The 19,152-nt window shown below is 58.9% G+C and carries 17 protein-coding genes; 7 read left to right on the forward strand and 10 right to left on the reverse strand.

Annotated elements, in window-relative coordinates; genetic code table 11:
- Positions 1 to 6: 6 nt before the first annotated feature.
- The 10 genes from gatB to thiC form a co-directional block, all read right to left on the reverse strand.
- Positions 7 to 1,422, reverse strand: a complete 1,416-nt coding sequence (gene gatB, locus R6Y96_RS06315; RefSeq protein ID WP_318620392.1) for an Asp-tRNA(Asn)/Glu-tRNA(Gln) amidotransferase subunit GatB — start codon at positions 1,420 to 1,422, stop codon at positions 7 to 9.
- Positions 1,419 to 2,723: an Asp-tRNA(Asn)/Glu-tRNA(Gln) amidotransferase subunit GatA gene (gene gatA, locus R6Y96_RS06320; protein WP_318620393.1), complete on the reverse strand. Its 1,305-nt coding sequence runs from the start codon at positions 2,721 to 2,723 to the stop codon at positions 1,419 to 1,421. Before gatA ends, gatB begins: the two co-directional genes overlap by 4 nt.
- Positions 2,724 to 2,993 carry an Asp-tRNA(Asn)/Glu-tRNA(Gln) amidotransferase subunit GatC gene (gatC, locus tag R6Y96_RS06325; RefSeq protein WP_318620394.1) on the reverse strand — a complete coding sequence of 90 codons (270 nt, stop codon included), beginning with the start codon at positions 2,991 to 2,993 and terminating at the stop codon, positions 2,724 to 2,726.
- Positions 2,983 to 3,981, reverse strand: a complete 999-nt coding sequence (locus R6Y96_RS06330; RefSeq protein WP_318620395.1) for an asparagine synthase C-terminal domain-containing protein — start codon at positions 3,979 to 3,981, stop codon at positions 2,983 to 2,985. The genes gatC and R6Y96_RS06330 overlap by 11 nt, the downstream gene beginning before the upstream one ends.
- A gap of 292 nt (positions 3,982 to 4,273) precedes the next feature.
- A complete protein-coding gene (gene fbp, locus R6Y96_RS06335) occupies positions 4,274 to 5,371 on the reverse strand; it encodes a fructose-1,6-bisphosphate aldolase/phosphatase (protein ID WP_318620397.1) in 1,098 nt (365 codons plus the stop codon).
- A gap of 151 nt (positions 5,372 to 5,522) precedes the next feature.
- Positions 5,523 to 5,768, reverse strand: coding sequence for an Hsp20/alpha crystallin family protein (locus tag R6Y96_RS06340; protein ID WP_318620398.1), 246 nt, complete (start codon positions 5,766 to 5,768; stop codon positions 5,523 to 5,525).
- A gap of 264 nt (positions 5,769 to 6,032) precedes the next feature.
- A complete protein-coding gene (locus R6Y96_RS06345; RefSeq protein ID WP_318620399.1) occupies positions 6,033 to 8,465 on the reverse strand; it encodes a CDC48 family AAA ATPase in 2,433 nt (810 codons plus the stop codon).
- A 61-nt stretch (positions 8,466 to 8,526) separates the two neighbouring features.
- On the reverse strand, positions 8,527 to 9,105 hold the full coding sequence (locus R6Y96_RS06350) for a 5-formyltetrahydrofolate cyclo-ligase (protein ID WP_318620400.1): 579 nt from the start codon (positions 9,103 to 9,105) through the stop codon (positions 8,527 to 8,529).
- Positions 9,106 to 9,695: 590 nt separating this feature from the next.
- Complete coding sequence (locus tag R6Y96_RS06355) at positions 9,696 to 10,112, reverse strand: carboxymuconolactone decarboxylase family protein (protein WP_318620401.1); 417 nt, start codon at positions 10,110 to 10,112, stop codon at positions 9,696 to 9,698.
- A gap of 59 nt (positions 10,113 to 10,171) precedes the next feature.
- A complete protein-coding gene (gene thiC, locus R6Y96_RS06360) occupies positions 10,172 to 11,446 on the reverse strand; it encodes a phosphomethylpyrimidine synthase ThiC (RefSeq protein WP_318620402.1) in 1,275 nt (424 codons plus the stop codon).
- A 176-nt stretch (positions 11,447 to 11,622) separates the two neighbouring features.
- On the opposite strand from thiC, the gene R6Y96_RS06365 reads away from it, so the two are divergent.
- The 7 genes from R6Y96_RS06365 to R6Y96_RS06395 all read left to right on the forward strand — a co-directional run bounded on the left by R6Y96_RS06365 (position 11,623) and on the right by R6Y96_RS06395 (position 18,995).
- Complete coding sequence (locus R6Y96_RS06365) at positions 11,623 to 12,321, forward strand: anaerobic ribonucleoside-triphosphate reductase activating protein (RefSeq protein WP_318620403.1); 699 nt, start codon at positions 11,623 to 11,625, stop codon at positions 12,319 to 12,321.
- Between the two features lie 114 nt (positions 12,322 to 12,435).
- Positions 12,436 to 12,987 carry a dephospho-CoA kinase gene (locus tag R6Y96_RS06370; RefSeq protein WP_318620404.1) on the forward strand — a complete coding sequence of 184 codons (552 nt, stop codon included), beginning with the start codon at positions 12,436 to 12,438 and terminating at the stop codon, positions 12,985 to 12,987.
- Entirely contained in the window at positions 12,984 to 13,757 is a 774-nt protein-coding gene (locus R6Y96_RS06375) for a sugar phosphate isomerase/epimerase family protein (RefSeq protein ID WP_318620406.1), read from the forward strand. The genes R6Y96_RS06370 and R6Y96_RS06375 overlap by 4 nt, the downstream gene beginning before the upstream one ends.
- Positions 13,745 to 14,698, forward strand: a complete 954-nt coding sequence (gene rnz, locus R6Y96_RS06380) for a ribonuclease Z (RefSeq protein WP_318620407.1) — start codon at positions 13,745 to 13,747, stop codon at positions 14,696 to 14,698. Before R6Y96_RS06375 ends, rnz begins: the two co-directional genes overlap by 13 nt.
- A 9-nt stretch (positions 14,699 to 14,707) precedes the next feature.
- Positions 14,708 to 15,916 carry a magnesium transporter gene (locus tag R6Y96_RS06385; protein ID WP_318620409.1) on the forward strand — a complete coding sequence of 403 codons (1,209 nt, stop codon included), beginning with the start codon at positions 14,708 to 14,710 and terminating at the stop codon, positions 15,914 to 15,916.
- A gap of 26 nt (positions 15,917 to 15,942) precedes the next feature.
- Complete coding sequence (locus tag R6Y96_RS06390; protein WP_318620411.1) at positions 15,943 to 17,145, forward strand: potassium channel family protein; 1,203 nt, start codon at positions 15,943 to 15,945, stop codon at positions 17,143 to 17,145.
- 14 nt (positions 17,146 to 17,159) lie between these two features.
- Entirely contained in the window at positions 17,160 to 18,995 is a 1,836-nt protein-coding gene (locus R6Y96_RS06395; protein WP_318620413.1) for a DHH family phosphoesterase, read from the forward strand.
- The last annotated feature ends 157 nt before the right edge of the window (positions 18,996 to 19,152 follow it).

A 19,152-nucleotide genomic window follows, 5' to 3' on the forward strand; every position in this document is an offset into this window, starting at 1 on the left:
TCTGGATTACACCTCGCCTGTATCTATGTATTCGGCCACGATTCGACCGAGTTCCCGCGGATCCGCCCGACCGCGGGTCTCTTTCATCACCTGACCGACCAGGAAGTTCAGCGCGCCTTTCTTCCCCGCCCGGTAGTCGGCAACCGCCTGCGGGTTTGCGGCAATCACGTCACGGATGACATCCGCAAACTCCTCGCCCTCACCCCTTACCAGGCCTTCGCGTTTGACTATCACGGCGGGAGGTTCACACGGCCTTCCAGCGGCGCAGGCATCAAGCATTTCACGCAGCACCTGGACTGCAACGGTATCGGTGATGGTTCCTGATCTGATGAGTGCCAGGAGTTCTATGAATCGGTTGGCGGGAACGTCGGTGATCCGCATCCCGCGGTAGTTGAGTTCTCCAAGCAGCGTGTCGGCCACCCAGGTTGCTGCGAGGAAGGGATCGACGTAGGCGACCTCCTCGTAGAAATCAGCGAGTCTGGGATCGCCGGTCAGTGTCCTCGCGTGGTTTAACGATATCCCGTACTCTGCCATGAACCTCTCTTTCCGGGCGGTGGGCAGTTCGGGCAGTTCGATCCCGGTGACCAGGTCGGCGACCCGGAACGGTCGGAGATCTGGTTCGGTGAAGTAGCGGTAGTCCTGCTCCTCCTCCTTGCTGCGGGCGGATGTGGTTATCCCTCGCGCTTCCATGAAGTGCCGGGTCTCTCGTCCAACCTTCTGGCCTCGCCGAAGGAGGTTCCTCTGCCGGGTCACCTCGAAGGTGAGGGCCTTCTCGACACCCTTGTAGGATGAGATGTTCTTGACCTCGACCCGCTCAGAGCCTTCGAGCGAGATGTTTGCATCGACACGGAGTCCTCCTTCACGGTCGCCGTCGAAGACCTCGAGGTATTCCAGGATCGCCCGAAGCCTGTTGAGAAACCGGCGCGCCTCCTGAGGTGAGCGTAGATCGGGTTCCGTGACTATCTCAAGCAGCGGGATGCCGGAACGGTTGTAGTCGACGAGCGAGTAACCTGACCCGCTCGCGACGTGGATGAGCCTTCCCGGGTCCTCTTCGAGGTGTATACGGCTGATGCGGACGATCTTTTCATGACCCTCGTCGTCCTCGATCTCGACCGTCCCCGCGACCGCGAGCGGTTTGTCATACTGGGTGATCTGGTATCCCTTCGGGAGGTCGGGGTAGAAGTAGTTCTTCCGGGCAAACTCCGACTCTTCCAGCACCTCCATGTTGAGGGCTTTTGCCACCTTCAGGCCGTGTTCGACAGCTCGTACGTTCAGTCTGGGGAGCGCACCAGGCAGACCGAGACAGATGGGGCAACAGTGGGTGTTGGGCTCGTCGTCCCGGTAGTCTGTTGAGCAACCGCAGAAGAGTTTTGTTGCGGTGGATAACTGGACATGAACCTCAAGCCCGATGATCGTCTTCATCGCCCTGCCCCCTGCTCGTAGGCGTATGCGGCATCGATGACCCGCTCATCCTCAAACCGTCTTCCCATCACCTGGAGACCAACCGGGAGACCGTCCACTCTGCCGGCGCAAGGCACGGATATCGCCGGGATACCGGCAAGGTTTGCCGGCACCGTCAGGATATCGGATAGGTAGAGTGAGAGGGGGTCGGTCTTCTCGCCAACCCGGAATGCAACGGTAGGCATTGTAGGTCCGGCGATTATATCTGCGCTGCGGAACGCCCGTTCGAAGTCCAGTCTGATGTTCCGGCGCGCTATCTGTGCTTTTGCGTAATATCGGCCGGCGTAGCCTGCGGAGAGGGCAAATGTGCCGAGCATGATCCGGCGCCTGACCTCGGTGCCGAACTTTTCTCGCCGGATCTCCCTGTAGGCCTCGTGCCAGGGTTTTCTGATATCGGCTGCAGGGCCGTAGCGAATACCGTCGAACCGGGCCAGGTTCGAGGAGGCCTCGCCTGTGCAGATTACGTAGTAGGCGGCGAGCGCATACCGCATCCCCGGGATGCTGACCGGGACTGTCCGGGCACCCAGGTCCTCCAGGACACCGATGGCGTCCCTGACGGTCTCTGCAACGCGGGCGTCCACCCCCTCCCCAAAGTACTCATCGGGTATCCCGACCCGGAGCCCATCAACATTGGCTGATGGCTGATGATCGTAGGGGCGGTCGATCATCGTTGAGTCGCGGGGATCGTGTCGCGCGATCACGGAAAGCAGTCTTGAGACGTCCTCCACCGTCCGGGCCATCGGCCCTATCTGTTCGAGGGAGTTGGCGTAGGCGATAAGCCCGTAGCGTGAGACCCTGCCGTATGTGGGTTTGAACCCCACGATACCGCAGAAGGCTGCGGGGCACCGGATCGAGCCGCCGGTATCGGTGCCAAGCGCCATCGGGACGAGCCCTGCGGCGACGGCGGCGGCGCTCCCGCCGGACGAACCGCCGGGAACCCGCGAGGTGTCGACGGGATTTGTTGTGGGGCCGAAAGCGCTCGTCTCGGTGGTTGTGCCCATACCGAACTCGTCCATGTTGGTCTTGCCGACTATGGCGGCACCCGCCCCTTTGAGGAGTTCCACGACGTGGGCGTCATACGGCGGGATGTAACCTTCGAGGATCCTCGAGCCGCAGGTGGTCCTGATGCCCGCTGTTGAGATGTTGTCCTTGACCGCGATGGCGGTGCCGGCGAGCGCCCCATCGGAGAACGGCGCTTCGCTGCAGGTGGTGATGAAGGCGTTGTAGCGGTCATCCGGTGTGAATTCAAGGGTTCCCGCCACTCACATCACCCTTGGCGCCTTGATAAACCCGTTCTCCGTCGATCCTGCGTTCTCCAGCACTTTTTTCTGCGGGAGTGAGGGCCGGGGCTCATCCTCCCGAAAGACGTTCACCATCCCGCTCTCGGGGGCGCTTTCGCCTTCTACGGTATTGAGAATCTCAAAATAGTCCAGAATCGCGTTAAACTGGCTCGTGAACTCCGAGATCTCCTCTTTTGAGATCCCGATATCCGCAAGTTCTGCTATATGCTCTATCTCCCTCTCAGTGATCATGTTCCGCCCTGCTGATCTCGGTTAAGTACCGTTGTATCGATTTTTTATAACCATTGTCACATGCGAGGTTCCGGATGGTCCTGTAGATCCCGCTCCCGTATTGCATCGCTTTCTTCTCCGTCCAGGCAATCTCGGCGGGGATGTGGCGTTCTGCGATCACGCGGAGGGGGTATTTTCTCACACCACCGCGCACCCTCATCGATGCCGGGATGGTATGCGCGGCGCGCAGCACCCGGAGATCTTGGTATGGCATGGAGAAGTAAGCACCGTGCAGCGCCGCAACCGCCTGATCCCGTGCCCGCTGGCGCGGAAGATCCGCGAAGTCGCGCTCGAGTTCCGCCGCAAGGTCTGTGGAGGAGAGGTAGCGGGCGTAGCCGCCGAAGATCTCGTCTGCCCCCTGGCCTGCCAGGATCCGGGTATGCCCCTGCTCTTTTGCCAGGGCCACAACGAAGTATAATGTTGTTGCGATCGAGGCGTCGACCGGATTCAGAGAGCCGGGAATGACCCGGATGATGCGGGAAAGCGCGTCCGCAACTTCATCCTTTCCAGGCGATATGACCGTGAGGTCGAGATCCATCGTCCTGGCGGCTTTTGTTGCAACCGCGAGGTCGTGCGACCCTGGGAGCCCCACGGTCACGCAGGGGAGGCGGGCGAGGTGGGCGATGAGAGCGGAGTCGACCCCGCCGGAGAACGCCACAACACCTTCATCGCTCCGGAGCTCGACCGCGGTGACGATCGCCTCCTCAAGGCTGCAGGGAGGGGGATCGGGGTTTACCCGGGCAACCGGCCGCCCGCCGCAGCAGATGGTTCCCGGGGGGACGGGGCCGGGCATTATACCGAGGTTGTCCCGCGCGGTGCAGTCATCCCACTCGAGGAGGAACTCGCCGCCGCAGCGGGCAGGGCTCTTCGGGTTTGCGGCAAGCATCCGCTCAAGTTCGGCAGTGGTAAGCCGGACTCCGTCGTGTTCGATCCAGCCCTTCAGTCTCATGCAACCGCTCTTTTGCACTCTATGCCGCCCGGGGGATTCTGATCGCGTGGGGTGTGGTTTGAAATAATGGTTGCTGTGGTTTTCATCGATGTCGCCTTGAAGGCGCCGCGCAAGAACCATACCGCCATGGGTGCTGGGAGCAGGGGGAGAGATTCGCGAGATGTCGCTTCCCGTAGAACATCTCCTGCGGTCTGGCTGTTTAAGGGGAAATGGGCCATCCCCCTGCATGAAAGCCCCGATAGATGCCGTGCTCCGGGTGCAGCACAAGATTTCAGGAGAGTGTCTCAAAAAATTACTTTGGGATATCTTCCCAGCGGTCTTTAAACTCTTTCTCGACAGCTGGGAGGGTGGTGTACTCCATCTCGCTCAGGGAGAGTCGGTGCGGCTCGAAAGGTCCATGGGCCCTCATCATATTGGAGAGTTCACAGCACTGCAGGCGGACACCGTCAAATGCCGGGTCGTCGAACATATCCGCAGGCCCGATCAGCCTGCCGTTGCAGACCTGGAACCCGAGGCAGATGACCCGTGGCGGCCCATCGAACTGTGTGCAGTTTGCATCACAGACACCCACGGGCATGAACGGCCCGTGATGTGAGCCGCGCATCCAGCCCGCCACAAGGATTGGTGTCCTGAATGGGTCGAGAACCTCACCAACCGCCGGGAACCCGCTCTGCGCCCTGATGATCATGACAGGGTCGTCCTTGCCGACATAGCGCCCGGCAATCAGGCTCAGCCGCTGTGTGCTGGTGGAAGCCGCGATAATGCCGTTCTTCTTCCAGACATACTTGATCACGTAGCGGCTCGGTGCCCCGATATAGGCCAGGAGGCTGTAGGACTCCTCCGGCGTACTGAACCTGATCCTCCTCTTCTCCATGACATCATGGACCTCGAATATGAATCCCTCGTGGAGCGAGGGGTCGATGACGAGACCGGACGTGTTGAAGGGGTCGGCAAAGATCTTGTAAAGGAAGTAGTTCCAGGCTCCAGGCTCTGTCTTGTCGGCCATGAAGATCAGGACGGGATCAGATCCACGCTCCTCAAACTCCATCTCGGCAACACCGGGCCCCATACCCTTGACGTTGCCGCTGAACGAATCGCCGAGCAGGTCCTGGCCGGCGCCGTAGAGTTTCATCTCCCTGGCAATCCCGGCACACTCCATAAATATGTCCCAGGCCAGCCTGTGGATCTCTTCATCGTCCTCACCCCTGGTATGAGTCATGATAAGCTCCAGGTCGTCACCGCAGTGGGTGACATAGGAGTCGATGATGAGGTTGCCTTCTGCCTCTTTAAGCCGCCGGGCGGCTGCCTCGAGGATCTTCGGGTGAGTTCGGGAATGTCCCGGAAAACTGCCTACGTCTGCTTTAATCACGGATACAGTAGTCTTAACCATAATTCTTCACCACTGGTTGAACGGGCCGGATGCCCCTATGCCCTATGAGTAGATGATAGGTACACTGTATATGTAAGTGTTGTTGCCCTCAAAAATAGGTTGCTCGTGGGGCTCCCACCTCACCGGCTGTTCCAGCGGGGCAGACAGACGATCAATCGATCCTGATCGGTCTGCCCCTTGAAAACCTGACCTCTAGAACTCCGTGCCTGTATCTTGACTCCATCGAGTCCGGATCCACCGGCGGCAAATCGATCGAGGCCACCTGGCTCTCACCTGCAATGATCGTCAGTGTGCCGTTGATGAACAGCAGCCGGATCTCATGCTCCTCAAATCCAGGAAGGTCTGCTGCAACCGTTACATCGTTATCGGTCGTGTAGATCTCGACTGTCGGCTCCATGTTCATCCCGATGGTTTCAACCTCTTCATCCGGTGGATCGATCCCGTCTTCTCCTGCCTGGCTATTCCCGACGCCCTTAACACCGATCCTGAAACCGCATGCAATCGTCCTGCCCGGTTCCTAGTGCTCCATGAGGCGTCTTATCGGTGCGTTGATCAGTTCAAAGGTGTCTCCCGGTGTCGCGCTCACCCCAATCGCATCTGAGGGTGGGGGCCCTGCTGGACCCCCGGATAGAGGGCCTCACGGGCTGCTGGGGATACCTCCTCAGAAGGCCGTGCCCATCTGAGCCATCGGACGTTCCAGTTTCTTCTTCAAGTCCTCTGTGAGGCGCTTGATCTCGCCAAAGTCCTTCTTCCTTGCGTATACCGCATTTTTGAGGGCGCTTGTGAGATCTTTGACTTCCTGTTCGGTCTTGTCGGTCTCCTGCAGCCTGGCACGTTTGATCATCGAGCTGGCCTCCTCGAGCAGCGACCGCTGCTCCTGGTTGTAGAGGAACTTCCAGGCCTGGCGCTCGTAATCTTCCAGGTGTTCGAGATCGAGCGTGCCCTTCACGCGGCCGAGGGCCTCCTCGAAGTGCTTCTTCGTGATCCTGACGTTGCCGATCGCCTGGCGCCGCTCCTCCTCACTCTTTTCGCCCATTGCAGTGATGAACTCGCGCATTGCGGCCAGTTTCGCCTCGCGGACGAGCGCCTCTATGTCAGCACCGACATACCCCTCCGTCCTATCGACCAGTTCGTCGATGTTGACGTCTTTTGCCAGTATATCCTTGTTCCGGAGGTAGACCTCAAAGATCTTCTTCCTGCTCTCCCTGTCTGGCGGCGGGACGTATATGACCCTGTCAAGCCTGCCGGGGCGAAGCAGCGCCTCATCCAGCATGTCCGGGCGGTTGGTAGCGCCAAGAACCATGACGTTCTTGAGCTCCACAAGACCGTCGAGCTCCGTCAGGATCTGGCTTACAACGCTCTCGGTCACATGGGATGAGCCCATATACGTTCCGCGTTTCGGAACCAGAGCATCAATCTCGTCGAAGAATATGATCGACGGTGCCGCTTGCCGTGCTTTCCGGAATATCTGACGCACACCGCGCTCCGATTCCCCGACCCACTTCGAGAGGAGTTCCGGGCCTTTGACAGAGATAAAGTTGCACTCACTCTCGTTTGCAACCGCTTTTGCAAGCAGGGTCTTACCCGTGCCCGGCGGGCCGTAGAGGAGGATGCCACGTGGCGGTTTGGTGTCCAGGGCTGAGAAGGCCTCGGGGTACTTGAGCGGCCACTCAATGGCTTCAGAAAGCTCCTGCTTGACATCTTCGAGGCCTCCAACATCCTCCCACTTGACGTCCGGGACCTCAACGAGCACCTCACGCATAGCGCTTGGCTCAACGTGCTTGTGCGCCTCGATGAAATCCTCGTTTGTCACGCGGAGCTGCTCGATGATCTCGGCCGGGATCTCCTCCTCGATCTTGATCTGGGGGATGACACGGCGGAGAGCGTGCATCGCTGCCTCCTTTGCGAGCAGAGCGATATCGGCACCGACGAAACCGTGTGTGGTTCGGGCATACTCCTCGAGATCCACGTCATCTGCAAGCGGCATGCCGCGTGTGTGGATCTGGAAGATCTCCAGCCTGCCCTTTGTGTCCGGGATCCCGATCTCGATCTCACGGTCGAACCGGCCGCCGCGCCTGAGTGCGGGGTCGATCAGGTCAGGCAGGTTAGTTGCGGCGATCACCACCACCTGCCCGCGGGACTTCAACCCGTCCATCAGTGCGAGGAGCTGGGCAACGATCCGCCGCTCCACTTCTCCTTTTACCTCTTCACGCTTGGGTGCGATCGCATCGATCTCATCAATGAAGATGATCGAAGGCGCGTTCTCCTGTGCCTCTTCAAAGACCTCACGCAGGCGCTCCTCGGACTCGCCGTAGTACTTGCTCATGATCTCGGGACCCGAGAGGGTGATGAAGTGCGCATCCACCTCGTTTGCTACCGCTTTTGCGATCAGTGTCTTACCCGTGCCCGGCGGGCCGTAGAGGAGGACACCCTTTGGAGGCTCGATCCCGAGACGCTCGAAGAGTTCGGGGTGACGCAGCGGGAGCTCGATCATCTCACGGACGAGCTGCAGCTCGCGGTCCAGACCACCGATGTCCTCGTAGTGGATGTCGCCCGCAATCTCACGACCGCGTTTTGGTGCCTTCGCCGGTTCGTAGGGTGTCTCCTTCAGTTCGATCTCGGTGCTATCGGTGACGATGGCCACGCCCTTCGGTAACACCTTGGCGACCGCGAACGTGAGCGGGTTGCCCAGGATGTTGATCCGGATGAGCTGCCCCTCGGTGACCGGACGGCCGCGGAGGAGCCGCCCGAGGTACTGCTCGCCGCCAACCAGGCGTATGGGCTGGGTGGGCTGGATGACGACCTTCTTTGCGTATCCTGCCTCAATCTTTCTGATCCGGACCTTGTCGTCGATGCCGGCCCCGACGTTGCCGCGGGTGTTTCCATCGATACGAAGGACCGCCTTTCCCGTATCCTGGGGGAAACCCGGCCAGACCAGTGTCGCCGCTTTCTGGCGCCCCTCGATCTCGATAACATCGCCGCTGACGAGATTGAGCGCCTTCATGGCGTCAAGACTCAGCCTGGCAATTCCCCGGCCTACGTCTTCATGAGCCGCCTCTTTGACTGTAACTTCAATGGAATTATTATTGGTCATTGTAATTGACTCCTGTCTCCTTGCTTACCATAGGTAAGCGTTAATTAATATATATAGTTTTCTATAGGGCGTCGCTGCCAGTGGTTTCTATGATCACTTTTTCCGTGATAATGAAGTCCATCATTATATCGTTTTCGTCAGCAGGGATGCTCTCCACCTGCTGACAGGAAAAGGCTATCCCAATCTTTTTGGGGTGCGGATATCGCTGGAGGAAACGATCGTAGTAACCCGCACCGTATCCAAGGCGGTTCCCCTTAGAATCGAAGCCAAGCATCGGGACAACGACCGCCTGGATGTTTTCCGGCCTTACCGGGATCTCGTGGCCGATCGGTTCCGGGACGTTGAACGTGCTCTGGACAAGGACAGCGGGGTCAGGGAGGGCGGAGAGACGGAGGCTGCGGGTCTCCCTCTCTATGATAGGAACGACGACGCGGACACTCCGGCTGTTTAAGGCCGCTATCAGGCCGTGGGTCTCGACCTCCGGCGGTTTTGAGACGTAGACCATGACAGTCGTAAACCCGTCAAGAACCTCGATAAGCCTGCGCTCGATGCTGGCACTGTATCTGGCGATCTCTTCAGGGGAGAGGCGGGAGCGGGCCTCCTTTGCCTTCATACGGAGTTCAGCCTTTGTCAACCGCATTAAATGAATGATTGGCTGAATCAGACCATAAAATATGCCTTGTTGAGCGGAAGAACTGGCAGACAACTCTCATACACCGGGTTTTAGGCCTCCTGCGGCCGGGAGGTGGGGGGTGGTCTATGAACACCGTTCAATCGGAGACGCATGAGACAGGGGAGGGGGATGTCCCATCCCCCTCCCCGTCAGCCCCTCCCCCACGGGGCGATATCCCATCGATGCACTGCCGGGGAAGAGCATCTCCACGGCTTGATGTGAAGACCCTGCCGAAATCCTGTCTCTATCCCCTGGCACGGCCATCGGTGCTATCGCCCCATACTGCCCGCCCCCTCGGAAGGGGGCGGGAGGAGGCGCGGAACGCGCCGGGAGGTGGGGGTGGTCTATGAACACCGTTCAATCAGAGATGCATGAGACAGGGGAGGGGGATGTTTCCATCCCCCTCCACCGGCGAGCCCCTCCCCCACGGGTGATTCCCCCTCTATACAGTTCCAGGGGAGAGAGCCTCTCTCTGCCGTCAACGTGAAGACCCTGCCAAAATCCTGTCTCCGCTCCCGGACAGATGTTGTCGAAGGCACGGGTGGCGGTCCGTCCGTCTACTCCCGCCCGCCTCCCCCCTCACCACAGACATCCCTGAACTGGCGTAGGGTGGTGGCAAGGATGCGTGTCTTGCCTATCATTCCGGCGATCAGGAGGACATCCAGGATCTGTTCCGGCGAGGCACCCTCCTTCAGCGCGGCCCCCATGTGAACCTTCAGGCAACTCTCCGCTCCTGCGCCTGCCGCGGCCGCAACGGCAACCAGCTCAGCAACCTTCGGGTCGAGAGAATCAGGCCGGGAGATCCGATAATCGGCAAGAGCGGAGAGAGCAAAGACCTCAGGGCGTTTGCGCAGCACCCCGAAGATGAAAGGCACAACCCCGAGCATCTCCCGGACATCCTCTGTGATCTCATCGCTGAGGTCGTCGGTCTGAGCAAGGAAATCTTCTACAAGTTTTTCGGTATCGGGTTTCATGATGTATCCTTTCCCCTGGCTGAAAATAATTGGCACGGATGGCATCCAGCGCCCGTCTATCAGAAGTTGAAGTGCCGCCCGACAATCTTTAACGCACAGTAGTCCCCGCACATCGTACATGCATCGGCATCGGCGGGCATCCTCTCCTGTCGGATCGCCCTGGCACGTTCGGGGTTGATCGCGACCGCAAACTGCCGCTCCCAGTCGAGATCGCGGCGTGCATGGCCCATCTCCAGGTCAGCGTCACGCTTCTTGAGTTTGACCATATCCCCAACGTGGGCGGCGATACGTGCACTGATGACGCCCTCGTAGACCTCCTCGGGTGTGGGTAGCGCCAGGTGCTCTGCGGGCGTCACATAGCAGATAAAGTCAGCACCATATGACGAGGAGAGAGCGGCACCTATGGCTGCCACACGGTCGTCATATCCTGGCGCGACATCGGTGACCAGAGGACCTAGCATATAGAACGGTTTTCGGTTCGTAACCCGCTTCTGGATTATGACGTTTGCCTCGATCTCGTCGATCGGGATATGCCCCGGCCCCTCAATGATCGACTGCACACCCTCCGCGTGCGCCTTATCGGCAAGTTCCGCGTTTATGAGCAGTTCCTGGATCTGGGCGCGATCGGTTGCGTCGTGAATCGCACCTGCCCGCATACCGTTGCCGAAAGATAGCGTGACCTCGTGTTCCTTGAGGATCTCAAGAAGGTAGTCAAACTCCGCATAGAGCGGGTTCTCCTTCTCGTTGTGGAGCATCCAGGCGGTCATGAACGCCCCGCCCCGTGAGACAAGCCCGCCGTGCCGCCCCTGGTTCTGCAGGCGTTTCATCGTCTCGTAGTTTATCCCCGTATGGATCGCCATGAAGTTGGTCCCGGCCTTCGCTTGCTCCGCCGTGATCCGGAAGAGGTCATCCTCCTCCATGTTAACGACCGCCCCATACTTCCTGGCGGCCTCGATGAAAGCCTGGTAGAGCGGCACCGAGCCCACCGAGAGGCTGGTCGCCTCGATGACACGGCGCCGGATCTCCGTAAAATCCCCGCCGGTCGAGAGTTCCATCAGTGTATCGGCACCGGCGCGTTCGGCCTGCCGTGCCTTTTCCACCTCCATATCGATATCGACGATGTCCGATGACGTGCCTATACTCGCGTTGACCTTTGTGCGAAGCCCCTCGCCGATACCGCAGATCTTCACCTTCCGGTAGGGGGATACCGGGATGACTATGTGCCCCTCGGCCACACCGCGCCTGACAAAATCTTCGGTTACACCCTCCACTCTCGCAACGGTGCGCATCTCTTCAGTGATGACGCCGCGCCGGGCATCTTCTATGAGACCCATGAACCTATATTGGATGAAATAAGGTGATAAAGCCTTGTTTTTTTGAAATCGGGCTAAAATGGACTTGATCGCTTGACAAGTAAACTTGATTTAAGATTATTCAGGTGTTATTTCGTAGCCGGAAACCCAATGATTACAAGAAATAAGCACCCACCCCTCTCTTACAACGTGATCAGATGTATGTAAACTTCGGAGGATTTGTCCCCCTAAGCACCGTTGACTGGCACGGAAGGGCGGCATGCACCGTCTTCCTGAGAGGATGCCCCGCGCGCTGCTTCTACTGCCACAACATCGCCATCCAGGGCGGCGAGGATATCCGCGATGCCGACGAGATCGTCGATATGATCCGGGGTTCACGCATGGTTGCAGGTGCCGTGGTCTTCTCAGGCGGCGAACCCACCATGCAGGGACAGGCGCTCGCCTACCTTGCTGCCGCCGCCCGCAAAATGGGGTTCTCCGTGGGGCTGCACACAAACGGCGTCTTCCCCAGCGTGATCGAGAAACTCATAGAAGAACGGCTGGTGGACATGATCGCGCTTGACATCAAGACGACCTGGGACCGCTACGATGACCTGCTGAAACTCCAAGCCGCAGATGCGGTGAAACAGTCCCTCGCCGCATGCAAACGGGCAAAGGCCACTGGCAGCCTTGAGACCTGCGAGATCGTGGTAACCCTATTCCGGGGTCACGAGGCCGAACTCCCCGAGATCGCAAAAGCGGCCGGCGACCTCGACCTTGTCCTCCAGCAGGGTGTGACCGCTGGGTTTGTCCCATTCAGCCACCAGGAACTCAAGACTTTGGCTGCGCCGCTTGCCCGGCGGCTACGTATCCGCACGCGGGAGGACGGAGAGGTCGTCTACGATCCGTCGCGGTAACTGACGTTAAGCATAATATCGTCTGGAACGCAACCGTTAAGGAGACGTTTGTGGCGGTCGCCGCAACCCGCGCCGCCGGCAAGGCCCGCTGTTCTGGATGTATGGAGGAACCGGATGAAGGTCATTGGAATCGTTGGTATGCCCGGAAGCGGGAAAGGAGAGGTCTCAAGGATCGCCCGCGAGCTCGGGATACCTGTCGTGGTCATGGGGGACGTGATACGTGAACGGGCAAGAGAAGCCGGGCTCCCCCCCACAGACGAAAACCTTGGTGCGATCTCGGCGCAGGTGCGCACCGACCTCGGCATGGGTGCAATCGCCCGTCTCACAATCCCCATCATCGAGTCACAGGACGCTCCGGTGGTGCTGGTGGACGGTATCCGGGGTGACCGGGAGGTTGCGGTCTTCCGGGAGCATTTTCCGGATTTCACGCTCATCGCGATCGACTCGAGTTTTGAGACGCGTTACCGGCGCCTCGCGAAACGCGGCAGGCCGGATGATACCCTCACGCCGGATGAACTGCGCGCCCGTGACGAGCGGGAACTTGGCTGGGGGCTTGGTCGGGCATTTGAACTCGCGGACTATCGGATAGAAAATGAGGGTTCGCTTGAAGAGTTTACCGCAGAGGTCCGCGGCCTGCTATCCCGGCTGGCAGGGGTGGATGGATGAGTCTCATCCCGTATTTCTCCGCCTCCTCAAAAGTCTGGGAGTCATTTGACTGGATCTATGGGGTCGAGGAGATCGGGTACGCCGGCTGGGAGATAGTCGCCGACGGGAACTACCGCCTGGATAACCCTTCGAATTTCACTGCTATAAAGGAATGTCTCGCGAGCACCGGGCTTCTTGTGAGTGTTCACGCTCCTTACAGTGATTTGAACCTCGCCTCGCTCAACCACCCCATCTGGCGCGAGTCCATCCGCCAGATCCGCTGCTGCATCCGCTATGCGGCTGAACTGACCGACCGGGTGACGATTCACCCCGGATATCTTTCACCGCTGGGAAAACTTGCCCCCGATATGGTCTGGAGACAGCAGAAAGCCGCGCTTGATGAGATCGGAAAAGAGGCAGAGGATTGCGGCGTCCTGGCATGCGTTGAGAACATGATCAGCATCAGAGACTTCCTCTGCCGGTACCCCGAGGAGATCCTCGGTCTTACGGAGGGTATTCCCGGGATCGGGATCACCTTCGATCTCGGGCACGCCAACACCAACGGTCTTGTGGACGCGTTCCTTGCGCATATCGGAGAGGCTGACCACCTCCACATCCACGACAACCACGGGCAGTCGGACGAACACCTGGCGCTCGGTGACGGCACCATCCCCTGGCAGAAGGCCGGCCGGACCATCGCCCGTTATTATACCGGCCCGGTCGTCATCGAGGGCCGGAATCTCGATGAGGCGAGACGAAGCCTTGCGGCATTCAGGAGATGGTTCGTATAGCCGGAGAGACGCTTCACGTCTACTTCCTGGGCACATCTGGCGCCCTCCCTTCGCCGCAGAGGAACCCTTCCTGTATACTCATACGGCGCGGCTCCGACACACTGCTCTTTGACTGCGGCGAGGGCGCCCAGCAGCAGATGATGCGCGCCAGGACAGGGTTTACCGTTGATGCCATCTTCATCACCCACTGGCACGCCGATCACTTCCTTGGCGTATTTGGGTTGGTCGAGACGCTTGCGTTCACAGGAAGGACAGAACCTCTCCCGGTGTATGGCCCGCCAGGGGTTGGTGAGTTTGTTGACGTGGTGCAGAGGATCGGCCGCCACACCCGGAGTTTCCCGATCACCGCCCACACCCTTGAACACGGTTCGATTGTCCCATTCAACGGCTACACCGTTCGGGCGTTTGCAACACTCCATGGAATCCCGGGGCTCGGCTATCTCCTTGAGGAGGACGAACGGCCCGGGAGGTTCAACCGCGACCGGGCGATCGAGCTCGGCGTCCCGCCCGGCCCGCTCTTCGGGCGGTTGCAGCGCGGTGAGACCGTTCGCATCGTCCGCGGCGGTGTGGAGACGGAGGTCTCGCCTGTAGAGGTTCTGGGCGAACCGCGGCCGGGGAGGAAAGTTGTCTATACCGGTGATACGCGGCCTCTCCATGAGAGTCTCGATACCGCAACGATGATCCGGGATGCGGATCTCCTGATCCACGACGCCACATTTGACGACCAGGAGCGCGAGCGCGCCCGTGAGGTTCTGCACTCGACCGCCGGTGAGGCGGGAGAAGCGGCCGATGCCCTGGGCGCCCATATGCTCGCGCTTGTGCATATAAGTTCCAGGTATACGACAACAACAAACCATATACGCGATGCCCGGCGACAGTATAAAGGCAATGTGATCCTCCCGGCCGATCTGACGGTGCTGGAGATACCCTACAGGAGTTGATCGAGATGGATGGTGATACTGATGGAGCAGGGGCTGTTTGCCGGGAGCCGCCTGATACTTACAGGTCTCTGCGCCCTGCTGGTCAGTGCCGCTGCATCCAGCGTAGCAGGCATATATCTTGGTTCAGTACGTGAAAACCTCCTGTTGATACCGGGACTGATGGTGCTCTTGCCCTCGATCATCCATATCCGCGGGAGCATCGCCGGCGTTCTTGCCTCCCGCCTCTCCTCTGCGATGCACCTCGGGGAGTTCTCCGTCGATTTTGGGGAGGGGAGCGTTCTCGGGGACAACATCCGTGTCTCCTTTGTGGTGACAATCCTGATAGCATTCGTCCTCGGCATCTTTGCCTATGCGGCGAGCCGGATCTTTGGGTATCCGGTGATCGGCGTCACAGACCTTGTACTGATCTCGGTTGTTACCGGCATACTTGCCGGGACGGTGGTGACCGGGATCACCCTGCTCATCGCCCTTGCAAGTTACCGCTACGGCCTTGACCTGGACATGATCGCCGCACCGACCGTCACCACCTTCGGGGATATCATAACCCTTCCCATCCTGATGATCTCGGCGGCCTTTGTCATGCTCCTTGACCCCCTAGCACGCCTGATTCTCGGTGGTGTAGCGGTTGGTCTCACGGTCGCTACCATAATCTACACCCTGCACCGGCCGGAAGGGATCGGGCCGATTGTCCGGGAAAATATCGGGCTGCTCATACCGCTGAGCGTCATCGGCACAATGGCGGGGCTGACCTACTCCTCCAGCCTCGATATACTGGTGACAACCGCAGCCTTCCTAATCCTGATCCCGCCATTCACGGGCATTCTCGGGTCGATCGGTGGCATCCTTGGATCACGCCTCTCGACCGGGATGCACACCGGTGAGATCAACCCAACGTTTATACCCGAAGGCAACGTTGCCCATCATTTTATTATTTCCTATCTCTATACTTTGATACTGCTTCCACTGCTGGCGCTCATTGCGCATGGCGCAGCGGTGCTTATGGGGTCAAATAGCCCCGGTCCAGGAATGCTGGTAATCATCAGCCTTGCGGCGGGTCTGATCGTCATGACACTGGTGATCGGCGTGGCGTACATCACCGCGAGTCTTTCATTCCGCTACGGTCTCGATCCCGACAACTTCGGGATTCCTGTCATCACGAGTCTGATTGACCTGATAGGTGCAGCAGCACTGGTAGCAATGATTGACCTGCTGCTGTAGAAAAAATGAATCCAATTTAACAGACCATGACTGACGTTGAATATCAGCCGGTTAGTTTCAAAGAAGTCCTGATCGAGATGAAGGACATCTCTGAGTTGATGATCGACCTGGCTTACTCCGCGATCCTATTCGAGAGTAAAGAGATTGCGCTCGAGGTGATCAATCTTGAGGAGAGGATGAATGGCCTTGTCTATCAGGCCAGGATCCAGAGTGTCCTCGGCACAAGAAGGCTTGAAGAGGCCGAGGCTATGAGTGGTATGCTCCAGGTGGTCGAAGCCGCAGAGAGGATCGCTAACTCGGCCTCGGATATGGCAAAACTCATCTTAAAGGATATCAAGTTCCCTGCAGAACTCAGGCGTGCCATGCCGGCGGCGGAGGAGATCGTCACCAGGCTCATTGTCAGCCAGGGGAGCGACCTTGCCGGCCGGACGCTCGGTGACCTCAAGGTCCAGAGCACGACCGGGATGCAGGTGATCGCCATCCGGCGTGGAAAAGGCTGGATCTACGATCCAGACAAGAACACACGGGTTGAGGCAGGCGATATCCTGATAGCACGCGGCCCTGAGGCCGGGAAGGAGATTCTTGCCCGGATGGCTGGGATGATGGAATATCCCGGAAAAGAGCCGTCGAGCACTGGTGAGGTCGACGACCTCGATCGCGCGGTTCAACTGATCATCGAGATGAAGAACCTCTCGGAACTCTCTGTCGGACTGGCCTACACCTCCCTTCTATTCAACAACAAGGAGGTGGCGCACGAGGTGGTCTCCCTGGACTCAAGGCTCGATGATATGCGCTACGACCTGGACCTCTGGATTCTCGAGGCCGCACGAAAGATTGATGATGTTCGCCACCTGCGCGGCCTTCTCTACATGTCAGCGTTTACGCAGGCGATCAGCGATGCAGCCCATTCGATAGTGGATGTGCTGCTTCGCGATATCGAGATCCCGCCGCTCTTCAAGAGGATCGTCCGGGAATCCGATGAGATCATCACGCGGATGCGCGTGGAGCCGTCGTCGCCGCTTGTGGGCAGGACCCTAAAGGAGGCTTCGCTCGGGACGGTGACCGGGATGGTTGTGCTCGCCATCAAGCGCGGTGATCACTGGGTATACCGCCCGGGAAAGAGTGTTCGACTGGAGAGCGGGGATATTATCATTGCGAAGGGCAGGCGGGATGGTGAGTGCCGGTTGTATGAACTTACCGGCCACACCGCTGATGTGCCCGAGGATTGATGTGGAGAATTGACATGCAAAATACCGATGATACAATTGTTTATCGCCTTGGAGCAACCTGTGGCCTGGATGAGGTGGAGGAGGGAAAGACCTACCTCGGGTGGGTACAGGGGTTTGCCCCCTTCGGCGTCTTTGTCCAGTTAAATGAGAGGGTCAAAGGTCTTGTTCATAAGACCAACGTGAAGATGAAGCATACCGAGCGCGACCCCATCATAGTTCATGTCCTTCAGGTCAGGAGCAATGGCAACATCGACCTTGAGGAGGTCACGCCGATCGTCTACCAGACGGAGAATGTGATCAAGAAGATGCCCTCTGTGCTCCTTGGCGATATCGGGAAGAGGGTCGGAAAAACGGTGATGATCAGGGGGGAGGTTGCCCAGATCAAGCAGACCTCAGGCCCGACTATCTTCACGATTGTGGACGAGTCCGGCACGGCGAACGCAGCGGCTTTCATCGAGGCTGGAGTCCGTGCATATCCTGAGATCGAACTCGGGGACATTGTTGCAGTCACCGGCGAGGTGATGCAGCGCAACAACCAGCTCCAGATCGAGGTCGGGTCCATGATCGTCCTGATGCCCGAGGAGGCGGCAGTGGTCAGGGAGCGGATCGAGGCAGCACTTGATAAACGTGCGGAGCCCCGGGAGATCCCGTTCCTGGTTGAGAGCGAGGTTCTTGAGGCCCTGAGGCCGCAGATGCGCAAAGTGGCAAAGGAGATCCGCAAAGCGGTCTTCTCGTCGCGTCCGATCGTCCTGCGGCACCACGCAGATGCGGACGGTATATGCGCCGCCGTCGCCATTGAGCAGGCGGTGACCGCACTCCTCCGGGAGAGCGGCGCTGATTTTGATGCTGAGTATTTCCTCTTCAAACGTGCACCCTCGAAAGCTCCGTTCTATGAGATCGAGGACATCACGCGGGATCTTGATTTTGCCCTCAAAGACAGCGTCCGCTACGGTCAGAAGATGCCGCTGATCCTTCTGATGGACAACGGTTCAACCGAGGAGGATATGCCGTCGCTGAAGATGACAAGGATCTACGATCTCCCGGTGATGGTCGTGGATCACCACCATCCCGATGAGGTCGTGGACGACTACCTGATAGCGCACGTCAACCCCTACCATGTTGGCGGTGATTACGGGATCACGGCAGGGATGCTGGGGACGGAGATCGCACGTATGGTCAACCCGGCGATTGAGAGCCAGATCCGGCACCTGCCGGCGGTTGCGGGAGTCGGCGACCGGAGCGAGGCTCCGGAACGCGCGCGATACCTTGCGGTTGCTGCGCCGGAATATTCGGAGGACGATTGTCGTGATATTGCGCTCGCTCTCGACTACGAGCAGTTCTGGCTCAGGTTTGGTGATGGCAGGGAGATCGTCAAAGATATCCTGAACCTCTCGGGCAACCCTGAGCGCCACGAACGACTCGTTGATCTCCTGGTCGAGGAGGCGAACCGCGCGATTGAGGAGCAGGTTGAGGCCATCATGCCGCACGCCGAGAGGCGGGTGCTCGAAAACGGTGCCCGCCTCTTCATGCTCGATGTGGAACTTTTCGCTCACCGGTTCACCTTCCCGCCGCCGGGAAAGACCTCCGGTGAGGTGCACGACCGGCTGGTCAGGGCGCACCCCGGCGAACCGATCGTCACGATAGGCTACGGCCCGGACTTTGCTGTCCTGCGTTCACGTGGTGTTATGATGAACATCCCGCAGATGGTGCGTGAACTCAGGAACGAGATCACCGGTGCCGGTGTGAGCGGAGGGGGTCACCTTGTTGTCGGGAGCATCAAGTTTGTTGAGGGAATGCGTGATGTTGTGCTTGAGAATCTGATCAAAAAGATCGGTAAAGCACCAATCTGATCGCTCTTTTCTTTCTGAACTCTCGTTGTTTGCGCTCTTTTGGGGGGTTACGCCCACTTAACAAAAGAAGTTTATTTTTAGGGTGTTTTCTTCTGGCGTTTATGTGCAACTGCCTCATCTCTGAATTCTGACCCGGTCTGAACTACGGGGTTGATGC

The sequence above is a fragment of the Methanoculleus receptaculi genome (assembly GCF_033472595.1).
Classification (GTDB): Archaea; Halobacteriota; Methanomicrobia; order Methanomicrobiales; family Methanoculleaceae; genus Methanoculleus; species Methanoculleus receptaculi.

Bases quoted from the DNA above. Each gene is read 5' to 3' on its own strand.
- gatB (WP_318620392.1), bottom strand. From the start codon at position 1,422: ATGAAGACGATCATCGGGCTTGAGGTTCATGTCCAGTTATCCACCGCA.
- gatC (WP_318620394.1), bottom strand. From the start codon at position 2,993: ATGATCACTGAGAGGGAGATAGAGCATATAGCAGAACTTGCGGATATC.
- R6Y96_RS06330 (WP_318620395.1), bottom strand. From the start codon at position 3,981: ATGAGACTGAAGGGCTGGATCGAACACGACGGAGTCCGGCTTACCACT.
- fbp (WP_318620397.1), bottom strand. From the start codon at position 5,371: ATGGTTAAGACTACTGTATCCGTGATTAAAGCAGACGTAGGCAGTTTT.
- R6Y96_RS06340 (WP_318620398.1), bottom strand. From the start codon at position 5,768: ATGGAGCCGACAGTCGAGATCTACACGACCGATAACGATGTAACGGTT.
- R6Y96_RS06345 (WP_318620399.1), bottom strand. From the start codon at position 8,465: ATGACCAATAATAATTCCATTGAAGTTACAGTCAAAGAGGCGGCTCAT.
- R6Y96_RS06350 (WP_318620400.1), bottom strand. From the start codon at position 9,105: ATGCGGTTGACAAAGGCTGAACTCCGTATGAAGGCAAAGGAGGCCCGC.
- R6Y96_RS06355 (WP_318620401.1), bottom strand. From the start codon at position 10,112: ATGAAACCCGATACCGAAAAACTTGTAGAAGATTTCCTTGCTCAGACC.
- thiC (WP_318620402.1), bottom strand. From the start codon at position 11,446: ATGGGTCTCATAGAAGATGCCCGGCGCGGCGTCATCACTGAAGAGATG.
- R6Y96_RS06365 (WP_318620403.1), top strand. From the start codon at position 11,623: ATGTATGTAAACTTCGGAGGATTTGTCCCCCTAAGCACCGTTGACTGG.
- R6Y96_RS06370 (WP_318620404.1), top strand. From the start codon at position 12,436: ATGAAGGTCATTGGAATCGTTGGTATGCCCGGAAGCGGGAAAGGAGAG.
- R6Y96_RS06375 (WP_318620406.1), top strand. From the start codon at position 12,984: ATGAGTCTCATCCCGTATTTCTCCGCCTCCTCAAAAGTCTGGGAGTCA.
- rnz (WP_318620407.1), top strand. From the start codon at position 13,745: ATGGTTCGTATAGCCGGAGAGACGCTTCACGTCTACTTCCTGGGCACA.
- R6Y96_RS06385 (WP_318620409.1), top strand. From the start codon at position 14,708: ATGGTGATACTGATGGAGCAGGGGCTGTTTGCCGGGAGCCGCCTGATA.
- R6Y96_RS06390 (WP_318620411.1), top strand. From the start codon at position 15,943: ATGACTGACGTTGAATATCAGCCGGTTAGTTTCAAAGAAGTCCTGATC.
- R6Y96_RS06395 (WP_318620413.1), top strand. From the start codon at position 17,160: ATGCAAAATACCGATGATACAATTGTTTATCGCCTTGGAGCAACCTGT.